We start from the raw sequence: 20,221 nt of genomic DNA on the forward strand, positions 1-20,221 counted from the left end.
CGACCCGACCGACAGCCCGTCACCGGTGGTGTCCTGCCGGCCGCACGCCGGGGCCGCGCGCAGGACGACTGATCGAGGAGTAGACACCACATGATCCCCTTGTCCTTCGCGCAGCGGCGCCTCTGGTTCATCGACCGCTTCGAGGGACCCTCGGCCACGTACAACATCCCGTTCCTCCTGCACCTGGAGGGACGGCTCGACGTGGCGGCGCTGTCGGCGGCCCTGCGTGACGTGGTGGTCCGGCACGAGAGTCTGCGCACGGTGTTCGTCGTCGACGCGGACGGGGTGCCGGGCCAGCACATCGTCCCGGAGGAGGACCTGCGCCTGGAGGTCCCCCTCGTCGAGACCGCCCCCGACGGGGTGGACGCCGTGATCGCCGAGGTCGGCGGACACCACTTCGATCTCGCGGCCGAGATCCCGGTGCGGGCCGTGCTGGTCCGCACCGCCCCCGAGCGGCACCTGCTGGTGCTGAACATCCATCACATCGCCGCCGACGGCGAGTCGATGGAGCCGCTCACCCGGGACCTGTCCGCCGCCTACACCGCGCGCGTGCACTCCGATGTCCCGGGCTGGGAGGAACTCCCGGTCCAGTACAAGGACTACACGCTGTGGCAGCGCGAGCTGCTCGGCGACGAGGACGACCCCGACAGCGTGCTCGCCCAGCAGCTCGACTACTGGCGCGAGGCGCTGGGCGGCGCCCCGGAGCAGCTGCAGCTGCCCACCGACCGGCCCCGGCCCGCAGTGATCAGCCACCGCGGCGACATGGTCGACTTCGCCCTCGACCAGGAGCTGGTCGACGCCGCCGAACGGCTGGCGGCCGAGCACGGCGCGACCGTGCCGATGATCATGCAGACCGCGCTCGCGGTGCTGCTGCACCGCCTCGGCGCCGGTGACGACATCCCGCTCGGCGCCACCATCGCCGGCCGCACCGACGAGGCGCTCCTCGACCTCGTCGGCTTCTTCGTGAACACCTGGGTGCTGCGCGCCGACCTGTCCGGCAACCCGAGCTTCGCCGAGGCCCTGGCCCGGGTCGCGGACCGGGCGCTGGCCGCGTACGACAACCAGGACGCGCCGTTCGAGCGGCTGGTGGAGGTGCTCAACCCGGAGCGCTCCACCGCCTACCACCCGCTGTTCCAGGTGATGTTCACCTGGCAGAGCAACGACGTCATCGAGCTGGACCTGCCCGGGGTGCGCGGCCGTCTTGAGGCGGTGCCCACCCACACCGCCAAGTTCGACTTGGAGTTCAACTTCGCCGTCGACCCCGCCGACGGCAGCATGCGCTGCGTCCTGGAGTACGCCACCGATCTGTTCGACCGGGACACGGTCGAGCGGTTCGGGCCGCGTTTCCTCCAGGTGCTGCGGGACTTCGTCACCGACCCGTCCCGGCCGGTCGGCACCACCGACGTGCTGCTGCCGGGCGAGCGCGAGCGGCTCGCCCGGTTCGCCGGGCAGGCGGCGCCGACGCCCGAGCTGACCGTGCCCGAGCTGTTCGAGCAGCAGCTCACCGTGGACCCCGACGCGCCCGCCGTGCTGTGCGGCGACGTGCGGCTCACGTACCGCGAGCTGGACGAGCGGGCCAACCGGGTGGCGCACGCCCTGCTGACGCGGGGCGTGAGCGCCGAGTCCCTGGTCGGCCTCGCGCTGCCCCGCACGGCCGACCTGGTCGTGGCGATGCTCGGCATCATGAAATCGGGCGCCGCCTATCTGCCGATCGACCCGCGCTTCCCCAGCCAGCGGCTCGGCGTGGTCCTGGGCCAGGCCCGCCCCGCCCTGCTGCTCAGCGACGGCGACACCGTCGGCCTGCTGCCCGAGCACGACGTGCCCGCGCTGCTGCTGGACGAGGTGGACCTGGAGGGCGCCGACGCGAGCCCCACCGGGGTCGCGCTGCGCCCGGACAACCTCGCGTACGTGATGTACACGTCGGGCTCCACCGGCGTCCCCAAGGGTGTGGCCATCACCCACCACGGCGTGGTCAACGGCGTGCTGCGCCTGGCCACGGTCGTCGGTATGGGCCCGGGCCGCACGATGCTGGCCGGCACGTCCGTCAACTTCGACGTGTCGGTGTTCGAGATCATCACGGCGCTGACCACGGGCGGCAGCGTCGAGGTGGTCCGTGACGTGCTGGAGCTGGGCGAGCGCGAGCACTGGCACGGCAGCGTCATCAGCTCCGTGCCGTCGGTGTTCTCCGAGGTCCTCGACCAGATCACCGGGAAGACCAGCGTGGACACCCTGGTGTTCGCGGGCGAGGCGCTGCCCGCGACCCTGGTGGAGCGCGCCCGCAAGGCGTTCCCGGGCGTGCGCGTGGTCAACAGCTACGGCCAGACCGAGAGCTTCTACGCCGGCACGTTCACCGTCGACGCGGCCGAGGAGTGGGACGCCTCGCGCAGCGTGCCGATCGGTGAGCCGCTGGGCAACATGCGCGCCTATGTGCTGGGTCCGGGCCTGGCGCCCGTACCGCCGGGCGTGGTCGGCGAGCTGTATGTCGCCGGTGCGGTGGCCCGTGGGTACTACGGGCGGCCGTCCCTGACGGCGGAACGTTTCCTTCCCGACCCGTTCGGACCGGCCGGCACGCGCATGTACCGCACCGGCGACCTCGCCCGCTGGAACCGGGAGGGCCGCCTGGAGTACGTCGGCCGCGGCGACGGCCAGGTCAAGATCCGCGGCCTGCGCATCGAGCCGGGCGAGGTGGAGGCGGCGCTGGCCGCGCACCCCGGCGTCGCCCAGGCCGTGGTGTCCGTGCACGAGCACGCCGGCACCAAGCAGCTGGTCGGCTACGTCGTCCCGGTGGGCGTCATCGGCAACGACCTCGGTTCCGCCGAGAGCATCGGTGATCTGCACGTCGACCTGACGGCCGGCGTCTCGGTGCCGGAGCTGCGGAAGTTCGTCTCCGCGCGGCTGCCCGAGTTCATGGTGCCGTCGGCGTTCGTGGTCCTGGACCGCCTCCCGCTCGCCCCGAACGGCAAGCTGGACCGGCGGGCGCTGCCCGCGCCGGTGTTCAAGAACGAGGCCTACCGGGCGCCCTCGACGGAGACCGAGCAGGTGCTGGCGGCGGTCTTCGCCGAGGTGCTCGGCGTCGACCGGGTCGGTGTGGACGACGACTTCTTCGTCGTCGGCGGCGACAGCATCCGCTCCATCCAGGTCGTCTCCCGCGCCCGCGCCCGCGGTGTCGAGGTCACCCCGCGCGAGGTCTTCCAGAACCGCACCGTCGCCGAACTCGCGCAGGTCGCGGCGGGCCGGGGCCAGGCGGCCGAGACGCTGGAGGAACTGGCGGGCGGCGGCATCGGCTTCGTACCGCTGTCCCCGGTCACGAAGTACCTGCTCGAACTGGGCGGCGGTTACGGCCGGTTCACCATGTCGACCGTGGCGGACCTGCCCGTCGGCATCGACGAGGCGGGCCTGGTGGCCACCCTGACGGCGGTCTGGGACCGGCACGACCTGCTGCGCTCACGTCTGGTGGAGGGCGGCATGGAGGTCGCCGAGCCCGGCTCGGTGGACCTCGCCTCCCTCGTCCACCGCGTGCCGGCCGACGGCACCTGGGACGACGCCTGGTACGCGCAGGCAGAGCGCGAACTCGACACCGCGACGGGCGGGTTGGACCCGGCGGCGGGTGTCATGGCGCGGTTCGTGTGGTTCGACGCCGGTGCGGACGTGCCGGGCCGTCTCATCATCGTGCTGCACCACCTGGTCGTGGACGGCGTCTCCTGGCGCATCCTGCTGCCTGACCTCGCCGAGGCCTGGAAGCAGGTCCGCGAGAACCGCACTCCGGAGCTGCCCGCGGTCGGCACCTCCGTGCGCCGCTGGGCGCATGCCCTGGTGGAGAAGGCGGCCTCCCCCGAGCGCACCGCCGAACTGGAGCTGTGGCGGTCGGTCGTGGAGGGCCCGGACCCGCTGGTCGGCTCCCGCCCGGTCGACCCGGCCGTGGACACCATCTCCACCGTCGACTACGTCTGGGTCCGCGTCCCCGCCGCCGTGACCCAGGCACTCCTCACCGACGTGCCCGCCGCCTTCCGGGGCGGGGTCAACGACGGTCTGCTGAGCGCGCTCGCGCTGGCGGTGGCCCGCTGGCGCCGCGACCGGGGCGTGGACGAGTCGTCGCTGCTGGTGAAGCTGGAAGGGCACGGCCGCGAGGAGGCCGTCGTACCGGGTGCGGACCTGTCCCGCACCATCGGCTGGTTCACCAGCATGTTCCCGGTGCGCCTGGACATCGGCGGCGCCGACCTGGAGGAGGCCCTGGCGGGCGGCTCGGCCGCCGGATCGGTCGTCAAGGCGGTCAAGGAACAGCTGCTGCGCATCCCCGACAAGGGCATGGGCTACGGCCTGCTGCGCTACCTCAACGAGGAGACCGCGGCCGTCCTCGCCCCGCACCCCACCGGGCAGATCGCCTTCAACTACCTCGGCCAGTTCTCCGCCGCCACCGACATGCCCGAGGAACTGCGCGGCCTCGGTTTCACCCAGACCCCGGGCACCAACGAGCTGATCGCCGTCCCCGACGCCGACATGCCCGTGATGTCCACCCTGGAGATCAACGCGCTCGTCACCGACTCGGGACAGCTCACCGCCCGCGTCGGCTTCCCGACCGGGGTGCTCTCCCGCGAGGAGGTGCAGGAGCTGGCCGACCTGTGGGAGACGGCCCTGACCGGGCTCGCCCGGCACGCGGGCCGGCCCGGCGCCGGCGGGCTGACCCCGTCGGACGTGCTGCTCACCCCGGTGCGCCAGCGCGACCTGGAGGCCTGGGAGCAGCGCTTCCCGTCCCTCGCGGACGTGTGGCCGCTGACCCCGCTGCAGCAGGGTCTGCTCTTCGAGTCCCAGGTGTCGGAGGCGACGCAGGACGCCTACCAGATGCAGTTCGCCTACCACCTGTCCGGCGCCGTCGACCCGGAGCGGATGCGGGCCGCCGCCCAGGCGCTGCTCGACCGGTACGCCAACCTGCGCACCGCGTTCGTGCCCGACAGCTCGGGCGACCTGGCCCAGCTGGTCCTCGACGAGGTCGAACTGCCCTGGCGGCACGTGGACCTGACCGGCGCCGGCGAGGAGGTGTTCCAGGCGCTGCTGGCCGCGGACCGCACCGCCCGCTTCGACCCGGCGGCGCCCCCGCTGCTGCGCTGCACCCTGGTCACCCGCGGCCCGGACCGCGCGGCCCTCGTCTTCACCGCGCACCACGTGCTGTTCGACGGCTGGTCGGTGCCCACGCTGATGCAGGACCTGCTGCGGCTGTACGGATCCGCCGGTGACGCCTCCGCGCTGCCGCGGGCGCGGCCGTACCGGGACTTCCTGGTGTGGCAGGAGCGGCAGGACCGCACCGCCTCCGCGCGGGCCTGGGCCGTGGAGCTGGCCGGGTTCGACCACCCGACGCTGCTGGCCCGGGAGAAGGACGCCGGGGAGCGCGTGGACGACGTCGGCCATGTCGACGTACCGCTCTCCCAGCAGCTCGCCCTCGACCTGTCGGCGCGCGCCGCCGACCTCGGTGTCACCCTCAACACCCTGGTGCAGGGCGCCTGGGCGGTGCTGCTGGGCCAGCTGACGGGCAGCCAGGACGTGGTGTTCGGCGCCACGGTCTCCGGCCGTCCGCCGGCCGTGCCGGACGTGGAGTCCATGGTCGGCCTGTTCATCAACACCCTGCCGGTGCGGGTGCGGATCGCGCCCGGCGAGACCTTCGCCGAGCTGCTCGCCGGACTCCAGGCACGGCAGGGCGCGCTGCTGGACCACCACCACTACGGCCTGACGGAGATCCACCGGACCGTCGGCACCAGCACCCTCTTCGACACCCTGGTCGTGTTCGAGTCGTACCCGGTCGACCACGTCGGCCTGAGCGAGGCCAACGACACGGCGGGCGTCGCCATCACCGGCATCACGCCGTTCAGCGGCACCCACTACCCGGTGACCGTCATGGCCGACGCCGACCCCCACCTGCGGCTGTCGCTCCAGTACCAGCCGCACGCCCTCGACCGGGACGCGGCGGAGACCCTCGCCGTCCGCCTGGAGCGGGTGCTGTACGCGCTGGTCACCGAGCCGTGGCGGCCGGTCGGCACGGTGGACGTGCTGACCGACGCCGAGCGGGACCGGGTGCGGGCGGGCGCCACCGTGGCGCCGGCGCCGGACGCGACGGTCCCCGGCCGGTTCGCTGAGCAGGCCGCGGCCACCCCGGACGCGGTCGCCCTGGTCGCCGGCGGGCAGCGGCTGACGTACCGCGAGCTCGACGACCGCGCCGACCGGTTGGCGTACGCACTGCGCGAGCGCGGTGTGGGCCCCGAGACGCTGGTGGCCGTCGCCCTGCCGCGCACCGCCGAGCTGGTCGTGGCACTGCTCGGCATCCTGAAGGCAGGTGCCGGATATGTACCGGTCGACCCCGAATACCCCAGCGGGCGCCTGGAGTTCATCCTCACCGACGCGGCCCCCGCGCTGGTCCTCACCGACCCCGCCTCCGAGTCCGTCCTGCCGGAGACCGACCTGCCGGTGCTGCACCTGGCGGACGTCGAGGCGGAGGCCGGGCCGGCCGGGAGCGCCGTGGCCGAGGCCGCGGTACACCCCGACAACGTGGCGTACGTGATGTACACCTCGGGCTCCACCGGCGTGCCCAAGGGCGTCACGCTCACCCACCGCAACGTCACCAGCTGCCTGCCCGCCCTCGCCGCCGCCCTCGGCGCCCGGCAGGGCACCCGGATGGTGGCCGGCGCCTCCGTCAACTTCGACGTGTCGGTGTTCGAGATCTTCACCACCCTCACCTGCGGCGGCACCGTCGAACTGGTCCGGGACGTGCTGGCGCTGGGCGAGCGAGACGACTGGACCGCCGACGTGATCAGCTCGGTCCCGTCGGCGTTCGCCGAGCTGCTGGACGCCCTGCCGGGCCGGATCAGCCCGAGCGTCGCGGTGTTCGCGGGCGAGGGACTGCCGGCCGCGCTGGTGGCCCGCGCCCGGCAGGTCTTCCGGGGGCTGCGCGTGGTCAACGGCTACGGCCAGACCGAGTCGTTCTACGCCACCGCCTTCGCGCTCGCCCCGGACGAGGAGTTCGGCGGCGACGGCAGCGCGCCGATCGGCGCGCCGCTGGAGCACGTCCGCGCCTATGTGCTGGGCGCGGGCCTCGGCCCGGTGCCGCAGGGCGTGACCGGCGAGCTGTACGTCGCCGGTGCCTCCCTGGCCCGCGGCTACCGGGGCCGGGCGGCGCTGACCGCCGAGCGGTTCGTGCCCGACCCGTACGGTCCGCCCGGGGCGCGCATGTACCGCACCGGCGACCTCGCCCGGTGGAACGCCGACGGCCTGCTGGAGTACGTCGGCCGCGGCGACGGCCAGGTCAAGATCCGCGGTGTGCGGGTGGAGCCCGGCGAGGTGGAGGCGGCGCTGACCGCGCACCCCGGCGTCGCCCAGGCCGTGGTCGTCGCCCGCGAGGGCCACGGCAGCGGCACCTCCAAGTACCTGGCCGCGTACGTGATCCCGGCCGGTGACGAGGCACCCGGCGACCTGCGCGAGTTCATGTCCGCGAAGCTGCCCGACCACATGGTGCCCTCGGCGTTCGTGACGCTGGAGCGCTTCCCGGTGCTGCCCAACGGCAAGGTGGACCGCACCGCCCTGCCCGAGCCCGAGTTCACCGGCGTCGCCTACCGGGCCCCGCGCACGGCGACCGAGGACGTGCTGTGCCGGCTGTTCGCCGAGGTGCTCGGCGTGGAGCGGGTCGGCATCGACGACGACTTCTTCGTCCGCACCGGCCACTCCCTGCTGGCCACCCGTCTGGTCAACCGGATCCGCGCCGAGCTGGGCGCGGAGATCGGCGTCCGGATGGTGTTCAACGCGCCCACGGTCGCGCGGCTCGCCCAGCACATCGCGGCGAGCGGCCCGGCCCGCCCGCTGCTGCGCCCGGCGGAGGTCCGCCCCGAGCGGGTGCCGCTGTCGTACGCGCAGACCCGGCTGTGGTTCGTGGACCGTTTCGAGGGTCCCTCGGCTACCTACAACCACGGGTTCGTGCTGCGCCTGAAGGGCACGCTGGACGTCGGGGCGCTGCGGGCCGCGCTGGCGGACGTGGTCGCCCGGCACGAGGTGCTGCGCACGGTGATCGGCGAGGAGGACGGCACCCCGTACCAGCGGGTGCTGCCCGCCGGCACGGTCGACCTGGCCACCCCGCTGATCGAGGTCACCCGGGACGGCGCCGACGCCGAGCTGCAGCGGGTCCTGGACCGCCCCTTCGACCTGGCGGCGGACATCCCGACCCGCACCACGCTGCTGCGGCTGGACGAGCGCGAGCACCTGCTGGCGCTGGTGATCCACCACATCGCGGTCGACGGCGAGTCGATCGCCCCGCTCGCCCGCGACCTGGCCGCCGCCTACGCGGCACACCTGGACGGCACCGAGCCGGACTGGCCGGAGATGGCCGTCCAGTACGTCGACTTCACGCTGTGGCAGCGCGAGCTGCTCGGCGCCGAGGACGACCCGGCCGGCGTGCTGCACGCCCAGGCCGCGTACTGGCGCAAGGAGCTGGCCGGGGTGCCGCAGCCGCTGCGGCTGCCCACCGACCGGCCGCGCCCGCCCGCGCCCAGCCACCGCGGCGACGTCGTGGAGTTCGGCCTGCCGCCGCACGTGGCGGAGGCGGTCGAGCGGCTGGCCCGGGACCGGGGCGCCACGGCCGCCATGGTGCTGCAGTCCGCCCTCGCGGTGCTGCTCGGCCGGCTCGGCGGCGGCGAGGACGTCACCATCGGCTCCCCGATCGCCAACCGCACCGACGCGGCCCTCGCCGACCTGGTGGGCTTCTTCGTCAACACCTGGGTGCTGCGCGCCGACCTGTCCGGCCACCCGACCTTCGCCGAGGTCCTCGGCCGGGTCCGGGACAAGGCGCTGACGGCGTACGACAACCAGGACGCCCCGTTCGAGCGGCTGGTGGAACTGCTCAACCCGGAGCGCTCCACCGCCTACCACCCGCTGTTCCAGGTGATGTTCGCCTGGCAGAACATCACCCGCGAGGACTTCCGGATGCGCGGCCTGGAGGTCGCCTGGGAGCCGTCCTTCACCGGGACCGCGAAGTTCGACCTGTTCTTCAACATGGGCGACATCCCCGGCCAGGGCGTGATCGGCCATCTCGAGTACGCCACCGACCTGTTCGACCGGGGCACCGTGGAGGACCTCGCGGCCCGCTTCGTGCGGCTGGTCGAGCAGCTGGTCGCCGACCCCGAGCAGCGGATCGGGCTGCCCGACGTGCTGCTGCCCGGCGAGGACGAGCGGCTGGCCGCCGTCGCCGGGCCGGGCCGCCCGGCGCCCGACGCCACGGTGCCCGCCCTGGTCGCGGCCCAGGTGGCCGCCCGCCCGGAGGAGACCGCGGTCGTCTTCGGCGACCGGACCCTGACCTACCGGGAGCTGGACGAGCGCTCCACCCGGCTGGCCCGCGCCCTGCGCGAGCGGGGGGTGCGCGCCGAGTCCCTGGTGGGGCTCGCGCTGCCCCGGTCGGCCGACCTGGTCGTGGCGCTGCTCGGCATCCTGAAGTCGGGCGCCGCCTACGTCCCGATCGACCCGCGCTACCCCAGCGCCCGGCTCGGCCTGATGCTGGACCAGGCGCGCCCCCGGCTGCTCCTCGTCGACGAGGAGTCGGCGGCCGCGCTGCCCGAGCACGAGGTGCCGGTGCTGACCCTGGACGGACTGGACCTGGAGTCCGGCGACGCCGGGCCGGTCGAGGCCGCCGTCCACCCGGACAACGCGGCGTACGTGATGTACACCTCGGGCTCCACCGGTGTCCCCAAGGGCGTCACGATCACCCACCGCAACATCGCGGCCTGTCTGCCCTCCCTGGTGACGGCGGTCGGTCTGGAGCCGGGCGGCCGGGTCCTCGCGGGCACCTCCGTCAACTTCGACGTGTCGGTGTTCGAGATCCTGACGGCGCTGACCACCGGCGCCTCGGTCGAGGTGGTCCGTGACGTCCTGGAGCTGGGCGAGTGGGAGAACTGGCAGGGCACGGTGGTCAGTTCCGTCCCGTCGGTGTTCGCCGAACTCCTCGACCAGATCGCCGACAAGGCGCGGATCGACACCCTGGTCTTCGCCGGCGAGCCGCTGCCCGCCGCCCTGGTGGAGCGGGCCCGCGCGGCCTTCCCCGGGGTGCGGGTGGTCAACGGCTACGGCCAGACCGAGACCTTCTACGCCTCCGCCTTCACGCTCCTGGCCGACCAGGAGTGGGCGGACCGGTCCGGCGCGCCGATCGGCACCCCGCTGGACGGCGCCCGCGTGTACGTCCTCGGCGACGGCCTGCTGCCGGTGCCGCCCGGTGTCCCCGGCGAGCTGTACGTCGCCGGCGGCTCGGTGGCCCGCGGGTACTACGGGCGGCCGGCCCTGACGGCGGAGCGGTTCGTGCCGGACCCGTTCGGACCGGCCGGCTCGCGCATGTACCGCACCGGCGACCTGGTCCGCTGGAACCAGGACGGGCAGCTGGAGTACGTCGGCCGCGGCGACGGCCAGATGAAGATCCGCGGCCTGCGCATCGAACCGGGCGAGGTGGAGGCGGCGCTCACCGCGCACCCCTCCGTCGAGCAGGCGGTCGTCATGGTCCGCGCGGGCAAGGGCGACGGCAAGCAGCTCGTCGGGTACGTCGTCCCGGCCCGCAGCGGTGGTGACGACTCGGCCCGCACCCGCAACAGCCTCGACCTGACGGCCGGCGTCTCGGTTCCGGAGCTGCGGAAGTTCGTATCCGCGCGGCTGCCCGAGTTCATGGTGCCGTCGGCGTTCGTGGTGCTGGACCGGCTCCCGCTCGCCCCCAACGGCAAGCTGGACCGGGCCGCGCTGCCCGCGCCGGCCTTCCAGAACGAGGCATACCGGGCGCCCGCCTCGGAGACGGAGAAGATCCTCGCCGCGGTGTTCGCCGAGGTGCTGGGCGTGGACCGGGTCGGTGTGGACGACGACTTCTTCGTGGTCGGCGGCGACAGCATCCGCTCCATCCAGGTCGTCTCCCGGGCCCGTGCCCGGGGCGTCGAGGTGACCCCGCGCGAGATCTTCCAGCACCGCACGGTCGCCGAGCTGGCCCAGGTCGCGGCCGGGCGCGGGGCGAGCGTCGAGCTGGAGGAGCTGGAGGGCGGCGGTGTCGGCTTCGTCCCGCTGCTGCCGGTGGCGAAGTACCTGTTCGAACTGGGCGGCGGGTACGGCCGGTTCACCATGTCGACCGTGGCGGACCTGCCCGTCGGCATCGACGAGGCGGGCCTGGTGGCCACGCTCACGGCGGTCTGGGACCGGCACGACCTGCTGCGCTCGCGGCTCGTCGCCGACGGCCTGGAGGTCCCGGAGCCCGGCTCGGTGGACCTCGCCCCGCTGATCCACCGGGTGTCGGCGGACGGGTCCTGGGACCAGGCATGGCACGAGCAGGCCGTGGCCGAACTCGACGCCGCCACAGGTCTGTTGGATCCGGCGGCGGGTGTCATGGCGCGGTTCGTGTGGTTCGACGCCGGTGCGGACGTGCCGGGCCGTCTCATCATCGTGCTGCACCACCTGGTCGTGGACGGCGTCTCCTGGCGCATCCTGCTCCCGGACCTCGCCGAGGCCTGGAAGCAGGTCCGCGAGAACCGCACCCCGGAGCTGCCCGCCGTGGCGACCTCCGCGCGGCGCTGGGCGCACGCCCTGGTGGAGAAGGCGTCCTCCCCCGAGCGCACCGCCGAGCTGGAGCTGTGGCGGTCGGTCGTGGAGGGCCCGGACCCGGTGATCGGCTCCCGGCCGGTCGACCCGGCCGTGGATGTCGTGTCCACCGTGGACCACGTGTGGCTGAAGCTGCCGTCCGAGGTCACCGAGGCCCTGCTGACCACCGTTCCGGCCGCCTTCCGGGGCGGCGTGAACGACGGTCTGCTGAGCGCGCTGGCGCTGGCGGTGGCCCGCTGGCGGCGCGACCGGGGCGTCGAGGAGTCGTCGCTGCTCGTGAAGCTGGAGGGGCACGGCCGCGAGGAGGCCGTCGTCCCGGGTGCCGATCTGTCCCGCACCATCGGCTGGTTCACCAGCATGTTCCCGGTGCGCCTCGACGTCGGTGACGCCGACGTGGACGAGGCGCTGGCGGGCGGCGCGGCGGCCGGTTCCGTGATCAAGGCGGTCAAGGAACAGCTGCTGCGCATCCCCGACAAGGGCATGGGCTACAGCCTGCTGCGCTACCTGAACGACGAGACGGGCGCCGTCCTCGCCCCGCACCCCACCGGGCAGATCGCCTTCAACTACCTCGGCCGGTTCTCCGCGACCACCGACATGCCGGAGGAACTGCGCGGCCTCGGCTTCACGCAGACGCCCGGCATGAACGAGCTGATCGCCGTCCCGGACGCCGACATGCCGGTGATGTCCACCCTGGAGATCAACGCGGCGGTCACGGACACCGACGCGGGCCCGCAGCTCGCGGTCCGCTTCGGCTTCCCGACCGGCGTGCTCACCCAGGCGGAGGTCCAGGAGCTGGCCGACCTGTGGGGCACCGCCCTCACCGGCCTGGCCCGCCATGCCGCGCTGCCCGGCGCCGGCGGACTGACCCCGTCCGACGTGCCGCTGGTCGCCGTGCGCCAGAGCGAGCTGGAGCGCTGGGAGCACCGCTACCCGTCCCTCGCGGACGTGTGGCCGCTGACCCCGCTGCAGCACGGCCTGCTCTTCGAGTCGATGCTCGCGCAGACCTCGTACGACGCCTACCACGTGCAGGTCGTCTACGGCCTCGGCGGCGCCGTCGACCCCGAGCGGCTGCGCGCCGCCGGGCAGGCGCTGCTGGACCGGTACGCCAACCTCCGCACCGCGTTCGTGTCGAACGCGGCCGGTGAGCTGGTGCAGCTGGTCCTGGACGAGGTCGAACTGCCCTGGCAGCAGGCAGATCTGCGGGACCTGGACGAGGCCGCGCGCGCGGAGGAGCTGCGGCGGATCCTCGCCGCGGACGAGGCGGACCACTTCGACCCGGCCCGGCCCCCGCTGCTGCGGATGACGCTGGCGCTGACCGGGGCCGAGGAGGCCCAGCTCGTGCTGACCTCCCACCACGCCCTGCTGGACGGCTGGTCGCTGAGCATCCTGATGGGCGAGCTGCTGCGGCTGTACGGCTCGGCCGGCGACCCCTCGGTGCTGCCGCGGGCGCACCGGTACCGGGACTTCCTGCGCTGGCTGTCGGAGCAGGACGCGGACGCCTCGGCGCGGGCCTGGCGGACCGAGCTGGCCGGGGTCGAGGAGCCGACGCTCATCGTCACCGACCGCACGGTGCAGGCCGACGCCCAGCGTGTGGGGCAGGCCGACATCCCGCTCGCCCCGGACACCGCCCGCGATCTGATCCGGGCCGCCGCCGAGCTGGGCGTCACCCTCAACACCCTGGTGCAGGGCGCGTGGGCGATCGTCCTGGCGGGGCTCACGGGCCGGCAGGACGTGGTGTTCGGCACCACGGTCTCCGGGCGGCCGCCGGCCGTGCCGGGGGTGGAGTCCATGGTCGGCCTGTTCATCAACACCCTGCCGGTGCGGGCGGAGCTGTCGCCCTGGCAGACCTTCCGCCAGGTGCTCACGGCGCTGCAGGACCGGCAGGGCACGCTGATGGACCACCACCACGTCGGGCTCACCGAGATCTCCCGGATCGCCGGTCTGACCACGCTGTTCGACACGGTCGTCGTCTTCGAGTCGTTCCCGATGGAGCGGGACGGCCTGAGCGACGCCGACGCCAACGGCGGCATCGCCATCACCGGGGTGGGCACCGGCAACGGCACCCACTACCCGCTGGGCATCGCGGCCGCCGCCGACGACCGGCTGCACGTCGTCATGGAGTACCAGCAGGACCACTTCGAACAGGCCGCCGCCGAGGGCATCGCGGCCCGGCTCGGCCGGGTCCTCACCCAGATGGCGACCGACCCGGACGTGCCCGTCGCCGCGATCACCCTCCAGCCGGAGGAGGAGCGGCAGCGGCTGCTGGACGGCTTCAACGACACGGCGGCGCTCACCGCCGAGGGCACCGTCGCCGACCAGTTCGAGCGGCAGGCCGCCGCCCACCCGGACGCCGTCGCGCTGCTCTTCGAGGAGCAGTCGGTGACGTACCGGGAACTCGACGAGCGCGCCGACCGGCTGGCCTACGCGCTGCGCGAGCGGGGCGTCGGGGCGGAGACCGTGGTGGCGGTGGCCACCCGCCGCTCCCCGGACCTGGTCGTCGCCCTCCTCGGCGTGACCAAGGCGGGCGGCGTCTACCTGCCGGTGGACCACACCTACCCGGCCGAACGGATCGCCTACATGCTGGGCGACTCCGGTGCCCGGCTCGCGGTGGTCGACGCCACCGCCGCCGAGGTACTGGCCGGGCACAACCTGGCCACCCTGCGGGTGGACCAGGTGCCGTCCGGCGGCGGACACGTGCCGCGCGTGGACCGGCGCACCACCCTGGACAGCGCCGCGTACGTCATCTACACCTCCGGTTCGACCGGCCTGCCCAAGGGCACCGCGGTCACCCACCGGGGTGTGGCGAGCCTGGTCGAGTCGCATGTGCAGCGGATGGCGGTCACCGCCGGCAGCCGGATGCTGCAGCTGGTCTCGCCCAGCTTCGACGTCTCCCTGTGCGAGATGTTCACGGTGCTGCTGTCCGGCGCCACCCTCGTCCTCGCCGACAAGGAGGAGCTGGCACCCGGGCTGCCGCTGGCCAAGACCGTGGACCGGCACCGGGTCACGCACATGATGCTGCCGCCGTCCATGCTGGCCGCGCTGCCCGCCGACTCGCTGACCAGCGTGGTCTCGCTGCTGGTCGGCGGTGAGGCGCCGCCGCCGGAGCTGGTCGCCCAGTGGGCGCCGGGCCGCCGGATGATGAACGTCTACGGCCCGACCGAGACCACCGTGTGCGCCACCATGAGCGCCCCGATGGCCGCGGACGACCGGGTGTTCCCGATCGGCACGCCCATCCACAACACCCGCCTGTACGTCCTGGACGCGGCGCTCCAGCCGGTCCCGGTCGGCGTGCCCGGCGAGCTGTACATCGCCGGTCCGGGGCTCGCCCGCGGCTACATCGGCAAGCCGCCGGTGACCGCCTCCCGGTTCGTGGCCTGCCCGTTCGGCCAGCCCGGGGAGCGGATGTACCGCACCGGCGACGTGGTGGCGTGGACCGCCGACGGCGCGCTGGTCTTCCACGGGCGCGCCGACGACCAGGTCAAGATCCGCGGCTTCCGCATCGAACTCGGCGAGGTGCAGGCAGGGCTGACCGCCCACCCGGGCGTCGACCAGGCCGTGGTGGTCGTCGACAACAGCGGCGGCGACCGGCGCCTGGCCGGCTACCTGGTGCCCACCGCGGACCGGGCCGGCGACGCGGAGCTGGTGAACGAGGTGCGCGAACTGGTGCGGGAGCGGCTGCCGCAGCACATGGTGCCCGCCGCGCTGCTGGTCATCGACGAGCTGCCGCTGACCCTGAGCGGCAAGCTCGACAAGCGGGCACTGCCGGCCCCTGACTTCGCCGGCGACTCCGCCGGACGGGCGCCGCGCACCACCCGCGAGGAGATCCTGTGCGGTCTGTTCGCCGAGGTGCTGGGCCTGGACTCGGTCACCATCGACGACTCCTTCTTCGGCCGCGGCGGCCACTCGCTGCTCGCCTCCCGGCTGATCAGCCGGATCAGCGTGGTCCTCGGCGTGACCCTGCCGCTGCGCGCGGTGTTCGACGCGCCGACGGTCGCCGAACTGGCCGCGCTCCTGGAGGAGGAGGGCGACTCCGGGGCCTCCGGCGACCCGTTCGCACCGGTGCTGTCCATCAAGGGCGGCGGCACGTCCGCCGGTTCGGAGGCACCGCTGTGGTTCGTCCACCCCGGCGGCGGCATCTGCTGGCCCTACCTGGGCTTCGGCGGACGGCTGCCGGAGTACCGGACGATCTACGGCATCCAGGCCAAGGGCTTCGACGGGGCGGCCCGGCTGCCCGAGTCCCTGGACGAGATGGTCCTGGACTACGTCGAGGAGATCCTGGCCGTCCAGCCCGAGGGCCCGTTCCACCTGGCCGGGTACTCGATCGGCGGCACCCTCGCCCAGGCGGTCGCCGCCCGGCTCCAGGCCCGCGGCCACGCGGTGGCGTTCCTGGTGCTGCTGGACAGCGTGCCCGGCGACTACCTGGCGACACAGCCGGCGCCCACCCCGAGCGCGCTGCGGGAGTACTTCCGCGAGCACCTCACCAGCGGGGTCGGCTCCCAGGAGGACTACGAGTCGTTCCTCGACAACGCGGTCCGGGTGATCGTCAACCACACGTCCCTGACGCCCGGGTTCACCTCACCGGTGTTCCACGGCGACGCGCTGTTCTTCAACGCGGTGCCCAACCCGGACGCCCGCTACGGCGACCTGTGGAAGCCGTACATCACCGGGACCGTCACCCAGGTCGACATCGAGTCCACCCACCACGACCTGATCAACGCCGACCCGGCCGACGAGATCTGCCGGGTCATCAGCCGGGAGTTCGCCGCGCGGGGGCTGACCGAGACGTCCGAACGGCCCTGACACCGACCTGCGCTGCCCCATCACGTCTTGTGAAGCCCTGAGGAAACGGAGATCCGACACATGAGCAGCAACCCCTTCGACGACGAGAACGGCCAGTTCCAGGTGGTGGTCAACGACGAGGACCAGCACTCGCTCTGGCCGACCTTCTCGGACGTCCCGGCCGGCTGGCGGGCCGTCTTCGGCCCGGCGGGCCGCGCCGAGTGCCTGGAGTACGTCGAGCAGAACTGGACCGACCTGCGGCCCAGGAGCCTGCGGACCGCGATGGCCGCGGAGAAGTAGCCGGACCCAGTAGCCAGAGAAGCAGCGACCAGCGAAGTAGCGAGAGGAATCACCTTCCCCATGTCGAAAGTCGTCGAGCGGTGGAACTTCCACCCCAACAGCCCCTGGCTGCGCGGCATCCGCCCCGAGAAGACCGTCGAGTTCAGCGAGGCGTTCGGCGCGTGGAACATCTACGGCTTCGCCGAGGTCGAGCAGGTCCTCGGTGACCACGAGACGTTCTCCGCCAAGACGGCCGCGTACGCCGCCGTGCAGGTCGACGAGAAGTTCCAGCAGGGTGACATCTCCCAGATGGACCCGCCGGAGCAGACCAAGTACCGCAAGCTCATCGGGCGTGCCTTCACCCCGCGCGTGGTGACCAACCTCGAGCCCTCGATCAAGAAGATCACCGACGAACTCCTCGACGCCGTCGAGGAGAAGGGCAGCTTCGAGCTGGTCGCCGACCTCGCCTACCCGTTGCCGGTGCGGGTCATCGCCGACATGCTCGGCGTGGACAGCAAGGACTTCGACCTGTTCAAGGGCGCCGCGTTCGACATCATCGAGAACATGGCGGGCCTCGACTTCGTCGCCGGCGGCGACGGGATCGAGGAGCAGATCCACAGCGCGGAGAAGCGTCTGCAGCCGCTGCTGGAGTACATGCACGGCGAGGTGCTGGCGCGCCGCAAGAACCCGCGCGAGGACCTGCTGACCTACCTCACCCAGGCCGAGGAGGACGGTGACCGCCTCACCGACACCGAGGTCGTCAACATCGCCAACGTGCTGCTGATCACCGGGCACATCACCAGCACCATGATGGTCGGCAACACCATGACCTGCCTGGACACCGAGCCCGACCAGCGGGACCGGGTGCGCGAGGACCGCTCGCTGGTGCCCGGCGCGATCGAGGAGGCGCTGCGCCTGCTGCCGCCGGCCGCGACCCTGTCCCGGGTCACCACCCGGGAGGTGGAGGTCGGCGGGGTCACCATCCCGGCGGAGCAGATGATCCTGCCGTGGGTGAGCGCCGCCAACCGCGACCCGCGCCAGTTCGAGAACCCGGACGCGTTCATCCCCGAGCGCACCCCCAACGCGCACATCGTCTTCGGACACGGCGTGCACTACTGCCTGGGCGCCCGGCTCGCCCGCCTCGAAGGCAAGATCGCCGTCAACGCCCTGCTCGACCGGTACCCGGACTTCGAGTCCGACCCGGAGAAGCCGACCACGTTCTTCCCCTCGGAGGACATGGTGGGCGTGCGCTCCCTGCACGTCCTGATGAAGTAGGAGGTGACGACGGATGACCGAGTTCGCGGACCGGTGGGGTCTTGGACCGGACAAGTACTGGCTGCGCGGGCAGCTGCCGGAGGAGAAGGTCAGGTTCGAGGAGAGCCTGGGCGTCTGGCAGGTCACCGGGTACCACGAGGTGCTGGAGGTGCTGAACGACTCCGAGTCGTTCTCGGCCGACTCCACCCGCCTGTTCGACGTGGACGAGGAGCAGGCCAAGCTCATCAAGGGTGACATGGCCCAGATGAACGGCCCCGAGCACCTCCACATGCGCCGCCAGGTGGGCAAGGCCTTCAGCCCCAAGCGCATGGACGACCTGGAGATCCGGATCACCAAGCTCGGCACCGAGCTGCTCGACAAGCTGGCCGGCCGGGACCGGTTCGACCTGCTGGGCGACTTCATCGACGACCTGTCGGGGATCCTGTTCAGCGAGCTGCTCGGCACCCCGCCCGAGCACCGTGACATGTTCAAGGCCGTGGACCAGACGATGGACGCGGACGTCCAGATGAGCACGGTCGGCGAGGGCGGCGAGGAGTACTTCGACTCGCTGCTCGGCCCGCTGCTGCCGCTGCGCGACTTCCTCGGCGCGATCATCGACGAGCGCGCCAAGGAGCCGAAGCAGGACCTGCTCAGCCTGATGCTGGAGTTCCGCTATCTCGACGGCAGTCCGATGGCCCGGGACGAGATCATCAACTTCGCGGTGGCCGTGCTGGGCGCGGGGCACCTCACCAGCCCGATCCTGATCGGCAACACCATGCTCTGCCTGGAGTCGTTCCCGGAGCAGGCGGCGCGGGTGCGGGCCGACCGCTCGCTGGTGCCCAGCATGTTCGAGGAGGTCATGCGGTACTTCACGCCGGCCACCACCTCGTACCGGGCCACCGAGGCGGACGTCGAGGTGGGCGGGGTGAAGATCCCCAAGGACCAGATGGTCAGCATCCAGCTGGGCGCCGCCAACCGGGACCCGCGGCAGTTCCCGGACGCGGACACCTTCGACGTGGGCCGCGCGCCCAACCAGCACGTCGGATACGGCCGCGGCGCCCACTACTGCGTCGGCGCGGCGATGGCCCGGGTGGAGACGCGGATCATCTTCAACCTGCTCCTGGACCGGTATCCGGCCCTGCGGGTGGACCCGGACATCGCGCCGGTCTTCTTCGGCTCGCCCGAGTTCACCGGCGTCCGCTCCCTGGCGGTCCGCACGTCCTGACCTGCACGAACACCAAGTCCCCGCCGGTTCCACCGGCGGGGACTTCGTATGCCCTGGAAGCGATAGCGCGTCAATAACCCGGCGATAAGGGGACTCCGTAACGTCGTAGGTGAACCGAGGGAACCGAACCCCTCACCTACCGACGGGAGTTCACCGATGGACGCTGTCCAGGTCCTCCGCTCCGGCCCGGTCCGGCAGCGGCAGCGACCGGGCACCGAGCCGGTGCTCGAGCCCGTCCAGGATGGCCTGGAGGCCGAACTCGAAGCTGTGCTCGGGTGCGGCTCCGTAGTCGCCGGCGGCGAAGGAGTCGACGCGCTCCCGCAGGTGCGGGAAGCGCATCGCGATCTCCGTCGCCTGCGTCATCGCCTCCCGGATGGTCTCCTGGGCGTTCCGGCCGGCATTGGTCAGACGCCGGTTCACCGACACGGTGGCCGACAGACCTATGGCGTGTCCGAGGACGAACGTGAAGACCGCGGCGGCCGCCTGGTCGGCCTCCGCACCGACGAAGCCGGCTTTCTCGAAGACCGCGAGACTGTGGTCGTCATGGCGGGCCTTGTTCTCCCCGTACAAGGGCTGCGACGCGAAGGCCATCACCAGCCACGGGTGCGTGGTGACCATGCGGTAGAGGTCGCCCGCCATGACGGTCGCCGCCGTACGCCAGTCGACGGTGTCCAGGTCGGGTAGTCCGACCTCGTTCCACACCTCGTTGCTGGCGAGTATGACGAGGTTGTCCTTGTTCTTCACATGCCAGTAGACGGCGGTGGCCGCCGAGTCGAGCCGCTTGCCGAGACTGCGCATGTTCAAGCCCTCAAGACCCTCGGCGTCCAGCAGCTCGATGGCGGCACGCACGATCTGTTCGCGGGTCAACGTGTCACGGGGCATGGGCTCAGGCTAGATCAGAAATTCGGATTGCACAAAGTTCAAGACAGCACTTGCACAGCGTGCAAGTCGCCTCTACGGTAATGACTTGAACGGTGTGCAAGTCAGTGAGGAGGATGATTGAGATGACGAGTGCGGCGATTTCGGTTGTCGGGCTGCGGAAGGCGTATGGCGAGCACCGGGTGCTGGACGGGGTGGATCTGTCGATCCCGGCGG

General features: G+C 72.4%; 5 protein-coding genes. 4 read left to right on the plus strand and 1 reads right to left on the minus strand.

What is annotated here, in order from left to right; all coding sequences use genetic code 11:
• Positions 1–90: 90 nt before the first annotated feature.
• From ABZ865_RS18595 to ABZ865_RS18610, 4 genes are read left to right on the plus strand one after another with little or no spacing between them, the layout of a single operon-like run.
• On the plus strand, positions 91–16,389 hold the full coding sequence (locus ABZ865_RS18595) for an amino acid adenylation domain-containing protein (RefSeq protein ID WP_361231152.1): 16,299 nt from the start codon (positions 91–93) through the stop codon (positions 16,387–16,389).
• 60 nt (positions 16,390–16,449) lie between these two features.
• Complete coding sequence (locus tag ABZ865_RS18600; RefSeq protein ID WP_361231154.1) at positions 16,450–16,668, plus strand: MbtH family protein; 219 nt, start codon at positions 16,450–16,452, stop codon at positions 16,666–16,668.
• 60 nt (positions 16,669–16,728) lie between these two features.
• Complete coding sequence (locus ABZ865_RS18605; RefSeq protein ID WP_361231156.1) at positions 16,729–17,922, plus strand: cytochrome P450; 1,194 nt, start codon at positions 16,729–16,731, stop codon at positions 17,920–17,922.
• A gap of 13 nt (positions 17,923–17,935) precedes the next feature.
• Complete coding sequence (locus ABZ865_RS18610; protein ID WP_361231158.1) at positions 17,936–19,126, plus strand: cytochrome P450; 1,191 nt, start codon at positions 17,936–17,938, stop codon at positions 19,124–19,126.
• 150 nt (positions 19,127–19,276) lie between these two features.
• Here the strand turns inward: ABZ865_RS18610 and ABZ865_RS18615 are convergent, their stop codons facing one another.
• On the minus strand, positions 19,277–20,008 hold the full coding sequence (locus ABZ865_RS18615; RefSeq protein ID WP_361231160.1) for a TetR/AcrR family transcriptional regulator C-terminal domain-containing protein: 732 nt from the start codon (positions 20,006–20,008) through the stop codon (positions 19,277–19,279).
• Positions 20,009–20,221 lie beyond the last annotated feature (213 nt).

It is taken from the genome of Streptomyces sp. NPDC047085, assembly GCF_040643735.1.
Lineage (GTDB): Bacteria > Actinomycetota > Actinomycetes > Streptomycetales > Streptomycetaceae > Streptomyces.

What these genes read in the sequence shown, in the direction of transcription:
- ABZ865_RS18595 (WP_361231152.1), top strand. Translation starts at nt 91, where the DNA reads ATGATCCCCTTGTCCTTCGCGCAGCGGCGCCTCTGGTTCATCGACCGC.
- ABZ865_RS18600 (WP_361231154.1), top strand. Translation starts at nt 16,450, where the DNA reads ATGAGCAGCAACCCCTTCGACGACGAGAACGGCCAGTTCCAGGTGGTG.
- ABZ865_RS18605 (WP_361231156.1), top strand. Translation starts at nt 16,729, where the DNA reads ATGTCGAAAGTCGTCGAGCGGTGGAACTTCCACCCCAACAGCCCCTGG.
- ABZ865_RS18610 (WP_361231158.1), top strand. Translation starts at nt 17,936, where the DNA reads ATGACCGAGTTCGCGGACCGGTGGGGTCTTGGACCGGACAAGTACTGG.
- ABZ865_RS18615 (WP_361231160.1), bottom strand. Translation starts at nt 20,008, where the DNA reads ATGCCCCGTGACACGTTGACCCGCGAACAGATCGTGCGTGCCGCCATC.